Genomic DNA, 16,236 nt, shown 5'->3' with positions numbered 1-16,236 from the left:
GCCCCGGAACCGGGCTCTTCGTGCTCGCTATCGAGCCCAAATTGGTCGATCCGGATTTTGAGCAGCGCATGAAGGACCAGCTCGACCGGCTGCGGCGGCGCTACGGCGTGCACATCCCCGGCCGTGCCCGGGCAGAGGCCGCTGAAAAGGCGACGGCGCGCGGTGTCGATATCCCGAAGGCGGTCGTGCAGCGCATTTCCGAATTCGCCGAACGCTACTCGGCCTGATCGAGGCATCGCCCGGCAACAAGGCGCGCATTTGCTTCGCGCCGCTTTGAACCTTTCTTAGCCCGGCAGCGACCCATCAGCGGCACCCCACATCTCAAGCCGCAAAAGGGTGGCTTGGGTCGCGGCTTGCGATTGGCGGCCGTCGCGCCGGGCGTCCAGGGCCGGGGCGGGCGTGCTTGCTTCACGCCGCCTTGATACCGTCTCAGGTCAGGCCGCCTCGTTGGACCCTGTTTCGATGCGCTCACTGCCCGGAAAACCCCGCCTCGGCGGGGTTTTCTGTTTCTCACTGCGGCAATAAAACATGCGAAAGTTCGTCAGGTTTATTCTATTTGACGGAGTGGACGCCTTTGCGTCCGTCAAATCAGCAAAAAGGAGACCGCATGTTCGCCAGCACCGACACGTCCAGACCAAGGCTTATCGTTCCGGCCCTAGGCGGACTCTATGCGACGCTGAACAATGCGGCCGAAACGCTGCTGCGCGCCGTTGCCGGGGCGTTCCTCGCCATTCATGGCTCGCAGAAGATCGTCAATCCGTTTGGCGCCACGGAAATGGTCGAAGGTCTGGGCTTCTATCCTGGCGTCTTCTGGTCGCCGCTGCTCGCCTGCACCGAATTCTTCGGCGGCATTTTGATTGCCATCGGCCTCGTCACCCGCCCGGCCGCTTTCGCCGGCCTGATCGTGCTTCTGGTCACAGTATGGTTCCACTGGGTCACCATGGGCCAGGGCTTTTCGGGCGCGGAAAAGTCGCTGCTCTGGGCGGCAATCCTCGCCTTCTTCGTCATCCGAGGCGGCAACCGGCATTCGGTCGACGCGCGCATCGGCCGGGCGTTCTGAGCGGCTTTTACCCTGACGCAATTCGGCACGGAAAACCGCTCCACACTTTCCTGGAATTACTAAAAAACAAGGCGGCGGCGACCTCCGGTCGCTCTTTGCCTTTGACGCGAAACGGATTAAGAAGCGGCTCAGCCAAGCTTTTGCGCGCGGAGCCAGCCATGACCGAAATCCTGCAGACCCCCAAGCTCGTCGTCGTGTTCGGCGGCTCGGGATTCGTCGGCCGTCATGTCGTTCGCGCGCTCGCCAAGCGCGGCTATCGCATCCGGGTCGCCTGCCGGCGGCCCGACCTTGCCGGCCATGTGCAGCCGCTCGGCAATGTCGGCCAGATCCAGCCGGTGCAGGCCAATGTGCGCGTGCGCTGGTCGGTCGACCGCGCCGTTCAGGGCGCCGACCACGTCGTCAATCTCGTCGCCATACTGCATGAGAGCGGTCGGCAGAAATTCGGCTCCGTGCACGAGTTCGGCGCGCGCGCCGTCGCCGAGGCCGCGCGATCGGTCGGCGCCGGCCTCGCCCATATATCGGCGCTCGGCGCCGACCTCAACTCGCCGTCGGGATATGCCCGCACCAAGGCTCTCGGCGAGAAAGCAGTGTTCGAGACGGTGCCCGACGCCGTCGTCTTGCGGCCCTCGATCAATTTCGGACCCGAGGACGCCTTCTTCAACCGCTTCGCCAACATGGCGCGCTTCTCGCCCGTGCTGCCGCTGATCGGCGGCGGGGAGACGAAATTCCAGCCGATCTATGTCGGCGACGTTGCCGAGGCGGTGGCACGCTCGGTCGACGGCAAGGTTGAGCGTGGCCAGACCTATGAGCTCGGCGGCCCGCAGGTGTTGACCTTCAAGGAATGCATGCAGGAGCTGCTCGCCGTTATCGACCGCAGACGCCTCCTGGTGCCAGTGCCGTGGTGGGTGGCCAATATCCAAGCCTCGATCCTGCAGCTGTTGCCCAATCCGCTGCTGACCAAGGACCAGGTGCTGCAGCTGCGCGAGCACAACGTCGTCTCCGAAGCCGCCGCCAAGGCGAACAGAACGATCAATGGCCTCGGCATCCAGCCGCAGGCGATCGCCGCGATCCTGCCGAGCTATCTCTGGCGCTTCCGCGCCGCCGGCCAGTTCCAGCAGCGCCGGCCGATCGCCGACCGGTAGACTGTTCCCGATCGGGACCCGTTCCAATCAGGCGCGGCGGGAAATCTGCATCGGCAGGCCGCCCTGCGGCTGCGTGGTCAGCTTCTGCACCGGCCATGGCCGAGTTTGTGACGTTACGTCGAAACGGAAGCGCGACAACAGGATGGCCAAAGCAATGATCGCCTCCTGCATGGCGAAGCTGGCGCCGATGCAGACGCGCGGCCCGGCGCCGAAAGGCAGATACTGGAAGCGGTCGATCCGTTCGCGGTTCTCCGGATGGAAGCGCTCCGGCATGAAGGCGTCCGGCCTGTCCCATAGCTTGCGATGACGATGCACCACCCAGGGCATCACCAGCACGGCGGCGTATCTCGGGATATAGAGGCCGTTCCAGGTCTCCGGCTCGATCGGCTCGCGATTGATCGAGGGCGCCGGCGGATAAAGCCTCAGCGCTTCCTCGAAGGCGGCGCGGGTGAGCGGCATGGCGTCCAGCCACCTTGTCGGATCGGGCTCGCGCGCCAACACCGCATCGATCTCCTGCTCGACCTTGTCGCGCTCCCAAGGCGCTTCGGCGAGACAGTAGATCGTCCAGCCGAGCGCGCGCGCCGTGGTCTCGTGCCCGGCGCCGATGAAGGTGATGATGTTGTCCTCGACTTCGGCGCGGGTCAGGCCGTCCGGCCCCTCGGCTTTCAGGAGTAGCGTCAGGAAATCCTGCGGCACGCCGTCGGGATCGCGCTTCAGCCGCTCCTCGCGCATTTTCACCGTGTTGGCAACGATGTTGCGGAAATAGGCCATGGTCTTGCGGCCGCGGATGCGGGTCAGCCGCGGCAGCCATTCCGGGGCGCGCAACAGGTCGAGCGGATCGACCCGGCCCATGGTCTCGAACAGGCGGTCGATCTCCTTGGCGAAGCTGCCGGGCTCGCCGGCGATCTCGCCGGAAAACAGCGTCTCGGCCAGGATATCATAGGTGAGCATCGTCATGTCGCGGGCGACGTCGGTCGTACCGCCGGCCTCGTAGCGGGTGGCGAATTCCAGCGTGCGCTTCAGCATCGGCTCGGCGAAACCGAAGATGTGGCGCGGCGTGAACACCGGCGCCATCGCCTTGCGCGATCGCTTCCACACCTCGCCCTCGGCGGTGAGCAAGCCGTCTCGCAGGATCGGGCGCAGGATCAGCTGGCGCACCGTCGCCATCTTGTAGTTCCTGGCGTTGTCGATCAGCACGTGGCGGATGAGGCCGGGATCGTTGGCGATGACCAGCGGCCCGCCGATACCGGTCACCGAGATCCAGGGCTCGTTGTAGGTATGCTCGCCCCACAGCTCGAGCGGGTTGCGGTAGACGATGCGCATCATCTCCAGCGTCGAGGGCGGCTGGGTGCGCGGCTTCGGCGCAGGCGGCACGAAGGGGGCGGGCTTTGTGTCCATCGGATGCTCCGCTACGGCGGCAAATGTAATGCGCGGCAAAGCGGGCGTCCATGTGACCGAACGGAAAGCCCATGGAGAGACCGCCTCGCCTGAATGTGAACGGCGCCCTTCGATGGCTGCTTGTTGACGGTGACCGGTTCCTTTAGTCGCCAACGGATACCGTCAATCGAGGAGCCACCCGTGAAGCACCAGTTGAGCATCATCATCGGCAGCACGCGACCGGGACGCGCCGGACCGATCTTCGCCGAGTGGCTGGAGGGGTTCGCGCGCGAGCACGGCAAGTTCGAGCCGGCGCTCGCCGACATTGCCGCCTTCAAGCTGCCGCTGCTCGACGAGCCGCATCATCCGCGCCTGCGCAAATACGAGAACGACCACACCAAGGCCTGGTCGACGGCGATCGACGCCGCCGACGCCTTCGTGTTCGTGGCGCCGGAATACAATTATTTCGCCGCTCCGGCGATTGTTAACGCCGTCGACTATCTGCTCAAGGAGTGGCGCTACAAGCCCGCCGCCATCTTCAGCTATGGCGGGGTGTCCGGCGGCCTGCGCGCGGCACAGGCGCTGAAGCCGCTGCTGACCTCGGTCGGCGTCATGCCGATCCCGGAAGGCGTGGCGCTGCCTTCCTACAGGACCTTGCTCGACAAGGAGGGCGCGTATCATCCGAGCGAGCAGGTGCTGGGCGGCGCCAAGGCCATGCTGGACGAGTTGTTCCGCTGGAGCGAGGCGCTGAAGGCGCTGCGCGCCGGCCTCCGGGCGGAATAGCAGACGCCCCGATGTGACTGTTGCAAGGCCGCGCTCGGGCGCGGCTTTCGCGCCGGCATAGCCCGCTGCCCGCACCGCGCTTCCCGGTGTATCGCGCCCGGCCTGCCAACGGCCGCTCGCCAAGCCGGCAAAACGCCTGCAAACCTTGGAAAAACGGCCATTTGCGCCTATATCTAGGACATCAAAACGGCGCGATTCGGGACCATTTTTCCGCGCCGGATCAGCGACATCAATCAGACAGGTATTTATGAGCGATCAGACCGAAAGCGCCATTGGCGCGGAAGCCGAGTATGGCGCCGATTCCATCAAGGTTTTGAAGGGGTTGGACGCTGTCCGCAAGCGGCCGGGCATGTATATCGGCGACACCGACGACGGCTCGGGCCTGCATCACATGGTCTATGAGGTGGTGGACAACGCCATCGACGAGGCGCTGGCCGGGCATGCCGACCTCGTCTCGGTGACGCTCAACCCCGACGGCTCGGTGACCGTCATCGACAATGGCCGCGGGATTCCGAGCGATATCCATCCCAGCGAGGGCGTCTCGGCGGCCGAAGTGATCATGACCCAGCTGCATGCCGGCGGCAAATTCGACCAGAACTCCTACAAGGTTTCGGGCGGCCTGCACGGCGTCGGCGTCTCGGTGGTCAACGCTCTTTCGGCATGGCTCAAGCTCAAGATCCGTCGCAACGGCGAAATCTTCGAGATGAGCTTCACGCACGGCAATGCCGACGCTCCGCTGAAGGTGACCGGCACCTACGAGCAGGACAAGCGACCGGGGACCTATGAAGGCCGCAGCGGCAGCGAGATCACCTTCTTCCCGTCAGCCGAAACCTTCACCATGGTCGAATTCGACTACAACACGCTCGAGCACCGGCTGCGCGAGCTCGCCTTCCTCAATTCCGGCGTGCGCATCGTGCTGACCGACGCGCGCCATGCCGACCTCGTGCGCCACGAATTGCATTATGACGGCGGCCTAGAGGAATTCGTCAAGTATCTCGACCGGGTGAAGAAGCCGCTGATCGAGAAGCCGATCGCCATTCGCGCCGAGCGCGACGGCATCACCGTCGAGGTGGCGATGTGGTGGAACGACAGCTACCACGAGAACGTGCTGGCCTTCACCAACAATATCCCGCAGCGCGACGGCGGCACGCATCTGGCCGGATTCCGCGCCGCGCTGACCAGGCAGATCACCGGCTATGGCGAGTCCTCCGGCCAGACCAAGAAGGAAAAGGTTTCGCTCACCGGCGACGACTGCCGCGAAGGCCTGACGGCCGTTCTGTCGGTCAAGGTTCCGGATCCGAAATTCTCCTCGCAGACCAAGGACAAGCTGGTCTCCTCGGAAGTCCGGCCGGTGGTGGAAAGCCTGGTCAACGAGGCGCTGGGCACCTGGCTGGAAGAGCATCCAAGCGAAGGCAAGGTGGTGGTGGAGAAGGTGATCCAGGCGGCCGCCGCGCGCGAAGCCGCGCGCAAGGCGCGCGACATAACCCGCAAGAGCACGCTCGGCGTCACCTCGCTGCCCGGCAAGCTTGCCGACTGCCAAGAGCGCGATCCCGCGAAATCGGAAATCTTCATCGTTGAGGGCGACTCGGCCGGCGGCTCGGCCAAGGGCGGGCGCTCGCGCCAGAACCAGGCGATCCTGCCGCTGCGGGGCAAGATCCTGAATGTCGAGCGGGCGCGCTTCGACCGTATGCTCAGCTCCGACATGATCGGCACGCTGATCACGGCGCTCGGCACCTCGATCGGCAAGGACGAGTTCAACGCCGACAAGCTGCGCTACCACAAGATCATCCTGATGACGGACGCCGACGTCGACGGCGCCCACATCCGCACGCTGCTGCTCACCTTCTTCTTCCGGCAGATGCCGGAGCTGATCGAGCGCGGCCATCTCTACATCGCCCAGCCGCCGCTCTACAAAGTGACGCGGGGCAAGAGCTCGCAATATCTCAAGGACGAAAGCGCCTATGAGGAATATCTGATCGAGTCCGGGCTGGAAGAGGCTTCACTGACGCTCGCCTCCGGCGAGGTGCGGACCGGACAGGACCTGCGCGGCGCGGTCGACGACGCCTTGGCGGTGCGGCACCTGATCAACGGGCTGCACACGCGCTACAACCGCAGTGTCGTCGAGCAGGCGGCGATCGCCGGCGCGCTCAACGCCGACGTGCTCGCCGATCTCGGCCGCGCCACCGCCATGGCCGAACACGTCGCCAGGCGGCTCGACATGATCGCCGAGGAGACCGAGCGCGGCTGGAGCGGACGGCTGTCGACCTCCAATGACGGGTCGGGCGGCTATGTCTTCGAACGCACCGTGCGCGGCGTCAAGGACGCGGTCCAGCTCGATGCCGGGCTGATCAATTCGGCCGATGCGCGCCAGCTGGACCGCTATGCAGCGCGCCTGGCGGAAGTCTATGGCGAGCAGCCGGCGCTGCGCCGCAAGGAGACTTCCGAGCTCCTTTCCGGGCCGCTGGCGCTGCTCAACGCGGTGTTCGCGGCTGGCCGCAAGGGACTGACCATGCAGCGCTACAAGGGCCTTGGCGAGATGAACGCCGAACAGCTCTGGGAAACCACGCTGGATCCGAATGTGCGCTCGCTGCTTCAGGTCAAGGTGGCCGACGCGACCGACGCCGACAGCCTGTTCTCACGGCTGATGGGCGACGAGGTGGAGCCGCGGCGCGAGTTCATCCAGGACAATGCGCTGTCGGTGGCCAATCTGGATATTTGAGGACCGTGCCATCGGGCCTCTCAGCCTGCCGTCGGTCCGCCGTCCGTGGCGGATAGGGTGATCCGACCGGAACAGAAGGTCTCCTGAAACATTGTGACAGATCGATCACAACTTGTTTCAGGAGGTTTCGATGGGCCGCGGTATCTTGCTCTGGTTGCTCGGGGTTCCGATTCCGATCATCATTCTCATCATGCTTTTTGCCCGCTAGGAGGCTTCGATGCAGCCCACCCTATCGGCAACCGATGCTCCCGGTACGCTAGAATCCTCCGCCACCGCCGTCAGTTGGGGGCCGATCATCGCTGGCGCTTTCGCAGCCTCGGCTTTGACTCTCATCCTTACCTTGCTCGGCTCCGGACTCGGGCTGACGATGGTTTCGCCCTGGTCCGCGTCGAATCCTTCGGTCACCACCTTCGCGGCTACCACCGGCGCCTGGTTAATCGTCGTGCAATGGCTGTCGGCGGGCCTAGGCGGTTATCTTGCCGGGCGGTTGCGGACCAAATGGGTTGGCGTCCACACTGACGAGGTCTATTTCCGCGACACCACCCACGGCTTCCTTGCCTGGGCGCTGGCCACGTTGCTTGTCGCCGGTGTTCTCGGCTCGGTCCTGTCGGCTGCAGTTGGGACGGGCGTGCAGGCGGCATCCACTGTCGCGTCGGGCGCCGCGATGGGTGCCTCGGCAGGCGCGTCGGCAAACGCCAACGGCGCCTCGGTCGACAATGCGACATCGTATTTCGTCGACACGCTGTTCCGTCCGGCGGATGCGAGCAAGCTTGCAGCCGCCAATCCGCAAAACGACGCGGCGACCACGGCGCAAGCGTCTCGCATCCTGGTCGCAAGTGCCGCCTCCGGTGAGGTGTCGGCCGACGACAAGACCTACCTGGCGCAGCTTGTGACTGCCCGCACAGGCCTTCCGGAAGCCGACGCAAAGGCCCGTGTCGATGCGGTGCTTGCAAAGGTGGAGGAGGCCAAGACCAAGGCCAAGCAGGCGGCAGACACGGCCAGGAAGGCAACGGCCTCATTTGCCCTGATCGGCGCCTTGGCGTTGGTCATCGGCGCATTCATCGCCAGCGCTGCCGCAGCTCTCGGCGGCAAGCAGCGCGACGAAGACGAGGCGCTTTTCCTGTCCAAAGGCTAGACTGAACCATCCGGTGATTGAGAGACAAAGCCCGGCTCACGGCCGGGCTTTTCGGTCTTTGAGATGGCAAGCCGGATCAGTGATCGAAGGCCTTGACGATTTCCTCGGTCATCTTCTTGGCGTCGCCGAGCAGCATCATGGTGCCGTCCTTATAGAACAGCGTGTTGTCGATGCCGGCATAGCCCGAACCCAGCGAGCGCTTGACGAACAGGCAGGTGCGGGCCTTGTCGACGTCGAGGATCGGCATGCCGTAGATCGGGCTGCTCTTGTCATCTCGCGCGGACGGGTTGGTGACGTCGTTGGCGCCGATGACATAGGCGACATCGGCCTGGGCGAATTCGGAGTTGATATCCTCCAACTCGAACACCTCGTCATAGGGCACATTGGCCTCGGCGAGCAGCACGTTCATGTGGCCAGGCATGCGGCCGGCAACCGGATGGATGGCGTATTTTACCTCGACGCCATTGGCCTTGAGCTTGTCGGCCATCTCGCGCAGCGCATGCTGCGCCTGCGCGACCGCCATGCCGTAGCCGGGCACGATGATGACCTTCTGCGCGTTCATCATCAGATAGGCGGCGTCGTCGGCCGAGCCCTGCTTGACGGTGCGCTCGATGCCGTCGTCGGCAGCCGCAGCCGTCTCGCCGCCGAAGCCGCCGAGAATGACCGAGATGAAGGAGCGGTTCATGCCCTTGCACATGATGTAGGACAGGATCGCACCGGAAGAACCGACCAGCGCACCGGTGATGATCAGCGCCAGATTGCCGAGCGTGAAGCCGAGCGCCGCTGCCGCCCAACCGGAATAGGAATTCAGCATCGACACCACGACCGGCATGTCGGCGCCGCCGATCGGGATGATCAGAAGCACGCCGAGCACCAGCGAAGCGGCGACGATCAGCCAGAAGATTAGCTTGGATTCGGTGGTGACGAGCAGCACGATCAGCACCACGAGGGCTACGCCGAGCGCGATGTTGATCAGGTGGCGGCCGCCGATCATGATCGGCTTGCCGGACATGCGGCCGTCGAGCTTGAGGAAGGCGATGACCGAGCCGGTGAAGGTGATGGCACCGATCGCGACGCCGAGGCTCATCTCGATGAGCGCCTGGGCATGGATGTCGCCGGCCGTGCCGATGCCGAAGCTTTCCGGCGCGTAGATGGCAGCCGCCGCCACCATGACGGCGGCGAAACCGACGAGCGAGTGGAAGGCGGCGACCAGCTGCGGCATCGAGGTCATGGCGATGCGGCGCGCCACATAGGCGCCGACGCCGCCGCCGATGGCAAGCCCGAGCACGATCAGGCCGAAGCGGCCGGCCGAGGGCAGCGCCAGCGCCAGCGTGGTGGCGATGGCAATGCCCATGCCGATCATGCCGTAGAGATTGCCCTGGCGGCTGGTGGTCGGATGCGACAGGCCGCGCAGCGCCAGGATGAACAGGATCCCGGAGACCAGATAGAGGAAGGAAGCGAGATTGACGGTCACGTCACTTTTCCTTCTTCTTGTACATGGCGAGCATGCGCTGGGTGACGAGGAAGCCGCCGAAGATGTTGACCGACACCAGCACCAGGGCGATGAAGCCGAAGCCCGCGGCAAGGCCGGAGGCCGCGATGCCGACGGCGAGCAGCGCGCCGACGACGATGACGGAGGAGATGGCGTTGGTGACGGCCATCAGCGGCGTGTGCAGCGCCGGCGTCACCGACCAGACGACATAATAGCCGACGAAGATCGCCAGCACGAAGATGGCGAAGCGGAAGACAAAGGGATCGATGGCGCCGCCCGAGAGCGCGTGCGCGGCGTTGCCGGCAGCCTCGGCGCCGGCGGGCGCATTGGCGAGATCCTGCACCGCGAGGCGTACGGCAGCCGTCGCCTGATCGAGCTGGTCGAGGGCTTTCTGCAGCTGTTCCATCACGCGGTCCCTTCTGGCTTAGGCGAGGGTGACTTGGCTGCGGCCCTCCTCCTGGGCGCCGGTTTCTTGTCGGCGGCATCCGCGACCAGGACCGTGGCCGGGATCGCAGCCGGCTCGGTGCGCGGCTGCCCGGCGGCCTTGGCGAAACTGGGGTGCACGACTTGGCCGGCATCGGTCAGCATCGTCGCCTTGACCAACTCGTCATCGCGCTTGATGGCAAGGGTCTTCGTCGCCTTGTCGACCATCGTCTCGAGGAAGGCGTAGAGGTTCTTGGCGTAGAGCAGCGAAGCGGATGCAGCGACACGACCGGGCACATTGAGATGGCCGACGATCTTGACGCCGTTTTCCGTCGTCACGACCCTGCCTGGCACCGCGCCTTCGACATTGCCGCCGCGTTCGACGGCGAGGTCGACGATCACCGAGCCCGGCTTCATCGAGGCGACCATGGCGGCCGACACCAGCTTCGGCGCCGGACGTCCAGGGATCAGCGCCGTGGTGATGACGATATCCTGCTTGGCGATGTGCTCTGCGGTCAGTGCCGCCTGCTTGGCCTGATATTCCTTTGACATTTCCTTGGCGTAGCCGCCGGCGGTCTCCGCCGCCTTGAACTCCTCGTCCTCGACCGCCAGGAACTTTGCGCCGAGCGACTGCACCTGCTCCTTCACCGCGGGGCGCACGTCGGTGGCGGTGACGACGGCGCCGAGACGGCGCGCTGTGGCGATCGCCTGCAGACCGGCGACGCCGACGCCCATGATGAAGGTTTTTGCTGCCGGCACCGTGCCCGCCGCCGTCATCATCATCGGCAGCGCGCGGTCATATTCGGCCGCCGCATCGACCACCGCCTGGTAGCCGGCAAGATTGGCCTGCGAGGAAAGCACGTCCATCACCTGCGCGCGGGTGATGCGCGGCATGAACTCCATCGAGAAGGCGGTGATGCCGGCCTTGGCCATCGCGGCCAGCGCCGCATCGTTGCCGTAAGGATCCATGATGGCGATGACGGCCGCGCCCGATTTGTAGCCCTTGAGCTCGGCATCGGTCGGCCGGCGCACCTTCAGCACCACATCGGCGTTCTTGGCGTCCCCGGCAGTTCCAATCGTGCCGCCGGCGGCGGCAAATTCCTGATCGGTAATGCGCGAGCCGAGGCCGGCGCCCTTCTCGACGATCACCTCGAAGCCCAGGCCCGCCAGCCGTTTCACCGTCTCGGGCGAGGCCGCGACTCGCGGCTCGTTCGCGTCAAGCTCACGAGGGATGAATACCGTCTGCCCCACCGCATGATCCTTTCGGCTGGAACCTTGCTGCGCAAGGCGTCGGCCGGGACCTCCGGCGGAACGTCGAACGCAATGGCTTGGAAAGTCTACCGCAGAATGAAATAGCCGACGGCCATGATCACGATGAACAGGATGGTCGCCGAGAAGAAGCCGCCCGCGAAGAAGCCGAAGGCCATGGCCAGCAGAATGGCGGCGCAGACGAGCGAGCCGTATTTGGCGAGCGCCAGGAATGCGTTGTAGGTACGATCATGCTCGGCATAGTCCATCTGCGCGCCCAGTTCGACAGGACCGGTCGGCGTGTGATCAGCCATAGGAATACCCCTTCGAAAATGCCTTCGAGGCACATAGCGAAAAGCCCGAGCAAGAGCAATGGCGCTATTGCCGCACGGCCCGCGACAACAGCCTCAAACGAAAGTTGAAATGGGCGGAAGCTAAAATTGCGATGGGAGGCCCTCGCCGTGGCGAGGGGCGTCGTGGATCTTTAAAGCGCGTCGCGCTGAATCGGATTCAGGCGAGACGCTTCAAAGCTCTTTTTGATGGGTGCCGTTGCCCAGAACCGCTGCACAGTTCCGGGCGAGATACATTAGGCGGCGAGGTGCGGAAACAGGCCGAGCAGGCCGACCGCGATCAGATAGAGCGCGACGATGTAGTTGAGCAGGCGCGGCATCACCAGGATCAATATGCCGGCGATCAGCGAGATCAGGGGCGTGAGCGCAAGCGAGTGGATGGTCATAATCGTACTCCTTCCCGTGAAAAACCCGATTTGAGCCGGCGACAAGCCTGGGGCAAGAATGCGGCGCCGTCGATGATCAGTGACGCCGGTACTCGTAACGCGGGAGCCGCGGGGAAGGTTCACGAGGCGCGGAAGGACGCCCGTTCAGGCGGCATCGCGATAGTATTTGGCCGTCGGTACGATCGACAGAGGGGTGAGCCGGTTGATGGCCGGATTGGCGAACATCATCCGCTGCTCCACCGGCGTCGACTTGAAGAACGGGAAGCGGTCGAGCGTCTGGCGCAAGTTTTCACCGCAGGGGATCTCGAACAAGGCGATCGGCGCAAGGACACCCGGAAACACCTTGCCTTCTGTCCGCTGCACGGCATGGAAGATGCGGGCGTAGTAGGCGGAATGTTCGACCTTGACCGGCGTCAGCACGGCCGTCTGGCCAAAATAGCTGGAAGCCACCATGCCGAGCCTCAGCGTCAGGAAAGGCAGGACTCCGGGCGCGGGCGCGCTATCCGCGTCGGTTGCGAACCGGGTTCCGTCTATGAAGGTTTCTCCGCGGGCAAGCCGCTCTGCCAAGATTTCCGGATAGGCGTCGACAGAGGGCGAATAGGGGTGCTCGCGGGAAATGTAATGGAGCCGCAGCGTGCTGACCAAGTGGCCATCGAAATAGACGCCGAACCGGTAGGAATTCGGCAGGTTGTCCCAGCGATCCTCGAACATCCCGCTGGCGATCGGGCCGCACATGCCTGAGCGCAGGTAGGACTGATAGCGAAGGCGGTAGATCGCCTCCAGATCCTCGCCCCCCGTGATCAAACGATAATCGACATGCTCCAGCAATTGCATGATCGAACGATTCAGCGCCGAGCCAGCATTTGCGCCGGCGTCAGCCTGCGCATCGTTTCTTGCAGCATCCATCCTCAAGTCCTCGTATCCGCCTGTAAACAGGCTATTCGAGTCAAAATGAGACACAAGCCGAAAATTCGATACTGCTGGTTTACCTTCCGTTAACCTTAACAATGCGCCGGAAAGGGTTGGGCGGAAAAGTCGACCGCACACTCGGACCTTGGCACGCATCCGATGTCAAGGAGTTCACAGATGCCAGAGCTGAAAGGACTTGGCTGCCGCAGCTACCGGTAATATAGGGCATCAAGCCAAAATACTTTGCCGTATTGAATTGCTTAGAGAAAACAAATGTGAGCTTTTGATCCTGAACAATCGGGTCAAAACCTTCCGATTGGACGAAAATTGCTGCGTAGCCAACGCAACGCGCATTCTTAATCCTGAATGATGAAATTCCCTATCTGGCCGACCGTCTGGGGGCGAGGCGCAGGTCCGCGGCGAATGGCCAGGTGACGTTCGACATCGTCTCGATGCCGGACGCGCTGAGCGCGGCGCCGAACAGGAAGCCTTGCACGAGGTCTGGCTTGACCGAACGCACCAATATCTTCAGCTGCTCGAAAGTCTCCACCCCTTCGATCGTGACGACCAGGCCCAGCGTCCGGGTCAAGCCGACGATACCCTTCAGAAGATCGAGCGACTGGGGGCTCTGGGTCACGTCGATCAGGAAGGAGCGATCAATCTTGATCTTGTCGAGCGGCAGCTTGTGCAGGTAGCTGAGGCTGGAATAGCCGGTGCCGAAGTCGTCGAGCGCGATGCGGACGCCCAGCGCTTTCAGCTCTTCGATCAGCTCGCGGGTCAGTGATTTGTCGTCGAGCAGGGCAGTCTCCGTCACCTCGATCTCGAGCCGGTGCGGCGCAAGGCCCGACGCCGCCAGCGCATCGCGCACCTTCTGCACGACGTCGCGGTTGCGGAAGTCCTTGGCCGACAGGTTGATCGAAACGCTGGTCTGGGCCGGCCATTTGGCGCATTCGGCGCAGGCCGCCTGCAGCACGAAAGAGCTGATCTCGGAGATGATGCCCATCTCCTCGGCCAGCGGAATGAAGACGCCCGGCGAAATCGGGCCGAGATCGGGATGATCCCAGCGGCAGAGCGCCTCGCAGCTGGCGATGCGCATGGTGCTCATCGACACGATCGGCTGGTAGACGACGCGCAATTCCTTGGCTTGCACGGCGCTGCGCAGATCGGCCTTCATCAGCTGGCGATTGCGGAAGGCGGCGTCCATCGATGCCTCGAACAGCCGCCAGCCGTTCTTGCCGAGCTCCTTGGCTTTGTAGAGCGCGAGGTCCGCCTTGACGATCATGCCGTCGACGTCGGTGTCCTTGACCACGGACAACACCGCGCCGCCACTGCTCTGGATGCGCAGGCCGTGACCGGCGACGTCGACTTCGCCCTGCAGGCCGGCGAAGATCTCGTCGAGCAGGCTGCTGAGATGGCTCTCATCCTCGATGCGGTCGAAATAGATCATGAATTCGTCGCCGCCGAAGCGGCTGACATTGATGCCCGGCCCGGCGACCGCTGCCAGGCGCTCGGCTACGGCGTAGATCAGACCGTCGCCGACCGGGTGGCCGAGCGTGTCGTTGACGCTCTTGAAATCATCGAGGTCGAGCACCGCCAAGCCGCAGAGCCGGTCGCGGTCGCCGGACGCCATGGCTTCGCCGACCAGCTCGTGGAAGTAGGCACGGTTCGGCAGGCCGGTGAGGTTGTCGTAGCGCGCCATGAAGCGGATCTTTTCCTCCGCCTCGACCCGGGCCGTGACGTCCTCGAAGGTGATGACGCCGAGTTCCTGGCTGCCTTCGCGCGCGGAGAACTCGTAGTGCTGGCCATTGGCGAGCGACACGAGCACCTTGCGGTCCCGGCCCTCGCGCAAGGCGCGCGTCAGCTGCGCCTCGATGTAGCGGCAATCCTTCGGTGCCAGCATGCCGCCGGCGACGCCGCGCATCAGAAGGCCGTGGATCGAGCGCCCGAGCAGCGCGTCGGCCGATTTCAGCGACATCAGATGGGCGGCCTCGGCATTGGCGACGGCGACGCGCCCGTCGGGGCCGAGCATGACCAGGCCGTGCGACATCGTGTTGAGCGCGCGGTCGAACCTGCGCGTCAGGTTTCTCGCCTGCTTGTGGCCGATGACCGCCGAGAACAGCACGTTGCGGACATGATCGGCGCCGGTGATGGTGATGAACGTCATCGGGATGATCATCAGGCCGAGGACGACGGAGGGCGCGTCCATGCGCAGCAGGAGCGCGAGAGCCGCCGGACCGATGAAGGTCACGGAAAAGATCCGCACCATGCGCGGCGACCCATAGTTGCGGGCGACAACGGTGACCAGGGTCGCCAGCGTGAGCGACATTGCCGCGAGCTCGGCGAACGGTTCGGGATATATGTAGATCGACACGAAACACAGCGCGCCCAATCCGAGACCCTGAAGGCAGCCCTTCAGGATGTAGCTGCGCTCCAACCGCTGCGCGTGTTCGACATCGGCAATCGCGCCGCCTGTCCTCAGGAAGCCGCGAATGCCGAAGTAACGGATAAGGCTGACGGAAAGCAGGGCAAAAGAAAACGCCAGGAACAGGGGATTGTGGGTGCGCAGATAGATCATGAATCCGAGGATCCAGTAGCACGCGCCACCGATCAACAACATGTGCGCGTTGTCGAACAACGACCGCACAAATTGGATATAAACATCCGCTGGGATGCTTTCGGTCTTTGTTTTGCCCATAGGGTCGGCCCAACGCTAAGCCTTGTCATGACACAACCGCCTTAAGAAAGGCTTAGAACAGAACCGCCTTGAGCAGCGGCTTCGGTCTGCCGGCCAAGGGCCGCAAAGGACCTAACGCATGTCACCCACAAGTGCGCAGCGGTTTTGGGAGAACGACCTGCATCGAACAAAGGCCTAAAGCGCCTCTCCTGGATCCATTTCCACGCGAGGCACTTTAGGCCGACCGACGAAAACTTCGGGATTGGTCTGGCGCAATCACTCGGCAGCGCTGAGAACGGGCACCGGAGCGGCCTCGGTCAGCCGCTGCAGCAGCCTGGAGCGCTCTTCGGACGCCTTGGCGGCGCTGGCCTGCCGGACATGGCCATAGCCGCGGATGAGCGCCGGAACGGAGGCCAGAGCGGCGGCGGCCTCGACCTTGCCCGGCGCAAGTGCTGCGGCGATCAGATCGAGATCGGCCTCGTATTGCGCAAGCAGTTGCCGCTCGGCGCGCCGTTCGGCGGTATGGCCGAACAGGTCG

Annotated in this window: 14 protein-coding genes and 1 pseudogene; 6 read left to right on the top strand and 9 right to left on the bottom strand. The window is 64.1% G+C overall.

What is annotated here, in order from left to right; translation table 11 throughout:
- The 3 genes and pseudogenes from EOA79_RS19585 to EOA79_RS19575 all read left to right on the top strand — a co-directional run.
- Positions 1-227, top strand: a pseudogene (locus tag EOA79_RS19585) (Ldh family oxidoreductase); the annotation flags it as partial.
- A gap of 380 nt (positions 228-607) precedes the next feature.
- Positions 608-1,060 (top strand): DoxX family protein, encoded by a 453-nt coding sequence (locus EOA79_RS19580; RefSeq protein WP_067324182.1) that lies wholly within the window; start codon positions 608-610, stop codon positions 1,058-1,060.
- A gap of 158 nt (positions 1,061-1,218) precedes the next feature.
- Positions 1,219-2,202, top strand: coding sequence for a complex I NDUFA9 subunit family protein (locus tag EOA79_RS19575; RefSeq protein WP_067324180.1), 984 nt, complete (start codon positions 1,219-1,221; stop codon positions 2,200-2,202).
- A gap of 27 nt (positions 2,203-2,229) precedes the next feature.
- Here the strand turns inward: EOA79_RS19575 and EOA79_RS19570 are convergent, their stop codons facing one another.
- On the bottom strand, positions 2,230-3,600 hold the full coding sequence (locus EOA79_RS19570; RefSeq protein WP_067324178.1) for a cytochrome P450: 1,371 nt from the start codon (positions 3,598-3,600) through the stop codon (positions 2,230-2,232).
- A gap of 180 nt (positions 3,601-3,780) precedes the next feature.
- Between EOA79_RS19570 and EOA79_RS19565 the strand changes: the two genes are divergently transcribed.
- The 3 genes from EOA79_RS19565 to EOA79_RS19555 all read left to right on the top strand — a co-directional run bounded on the left by EOA79_RS19565 (position 3,781) and on the right by EOA79_RS19555 (position 8,216).
- Positions 3,781-4,362 (top strand): NADPH-dependent FMN reductase, encoded by a 582-nt coding sequence (locus EOA79_RS19565; RefSeq protein ID WP_095777000.1) that lies wholly within the window; start codon positions 3,781-3,783, stop codon positions 4,360-4,362.
- 247 nt (positions 4,363-4,609) lie between these two features.
- On the top strand, positions 4,610-7,081 hold the full coding sequence (gyrB, locus tag EOA79_RS19560; RefSeq protein ID WP_095824349.1) for a DNA topoisomerase (ATP-hydrolyzing) subunit B: 2,472 nt from the start codon (positions 4,610-4,612) through the stop codon (positions 7,079-7,081).
- 217 nt (positions 7,082-7,298) lie between these two features.
- Complete coding sequence (locus EOA79_RS19555; RefSeq protein WP_095776998.1) at positions 7,299-8,216, top strand: hypothetical protein; 918 nt, start codon at positions 7,299-7,301, stop codon at positions 8,214-8,216.
- 76 nt (positions 8,217-8,292) lie between these two features.
- On the opposite strand, the gene EOA79_RS19550 is transcribed toward EOA79_RS19555, so the two are convergent.
- From EOA79_RS19550 to EOA79_RS19515, 8 genes are all read right to left on the bottom strand, one after another.
- Complete coding sequence (locus EOA79_RS19550) at positions 8,293-9,690, bottom strand: NAD(P)(+) transhydrogenase (Re/Si-specific) subunit beta (RefSeq protein WP_067324170.1); 1,398 nt, start codon at positions 9,688-9,690, stop codon at positions 8,293-8,295.
- A gap of 1 nt (position 9,691) precedes the next feature.
- Entirely contained in the window at positions 9,692-10,114 is a 423-nt protein-coding gene (locus EOA79_RS19545) for a proton-translocating transhydrogenase family protein (RefSeq protein ID WP_067003367.1), read from the bottom strand.
- Positions 10,114-11,382: a Re/Si-specific NAD(P)(+) transhydrogenase subunit alpha gene (locus EOA79_RS19540; protein ID WP_095824350.1), complete on the bottom strand. Its 1,269-nt coding sequence runs from the start codon at positions 11,380-11,382 to the stop codon at positions 10,114-10,116. Before EOA79_RS19540 ends, EOA79_RS19545 begins: the two co-directional genes overlap by 1 nt.
- 86 nt (positions 11,383-11,468) lie before the next feature.
- Positions 11,469-11,693: an aa3-type cytochrome c oxidase subunit IV gene (locus EOA79_RS19535; protein ID WP_095799174.1), complete on the bottom strand. Its 225-nt coding sequence runs from the start codon at positions 11,691-11,693 to the stop codon at positions 11,469-11,471.
- A 272-nt stretch (positions 11,694-11,965) separates the two neighbouring features.
- Positions 11,966-12,115, bottom strand: a complete 150-nt coding sequence (locus EOA79_RS19530; protein WP_095824351.1) for a DUF3096 domain-containing protein — start codon at positions 12,113-12,115, stop codon at positions 11,966-11,968.
- A 144-nt stretch (positions 12,116-12,259) separates the two neighbouring features.
- Complete coding sequence (locus tag EOA79_RS19525; protein ID WP_245322337.1) at positions 12,260-13,180, bottom strand: hypothetical protein; 921 nt, start codon at positions 13,178-13,180, stop codon at positions 12,260-12,262.
- A gap of 223 nt (positions 13,181-13,403) precedes the next feature.
- Positions 13,404-15,719 (bottom strand): EAL domain-containing protein, encoded by a 2,316-nt coding sequence (locus EOA79_RS19520; protein WP_128293180.1) that lies wholly within the window; start codon positions 15,717-15,719, stop codon positions 13,404-13,406.
- A 255-nt stretch (positions 15,720-15,974) separates the two neighbouring features.
- Positions 15,975-16,236 (bottom strand): DUF6537 domain-containing protein (locus EOA79_RS19515; protein ID WP_164893889.1); only part of this gene is annotated, 262 nt, incomplete at its 5' end.

This window comes from Mesorhizobium sp. M1A.F.Ca.IN.020.03.2.1 (assembly GCF_004023205.1).
Classification (GTDB): domain Bacteria; phylum Pseudomonadota; class Alphaproteobacteria; order Rhizobiales; family Rhizobiaceae; genus Mesorhizobium.
The sequence above is the reverse complement of the archived record's forward strand: the minus strand, read 5'-3'. Positions and strand labels throughout refer to the sequence as shown.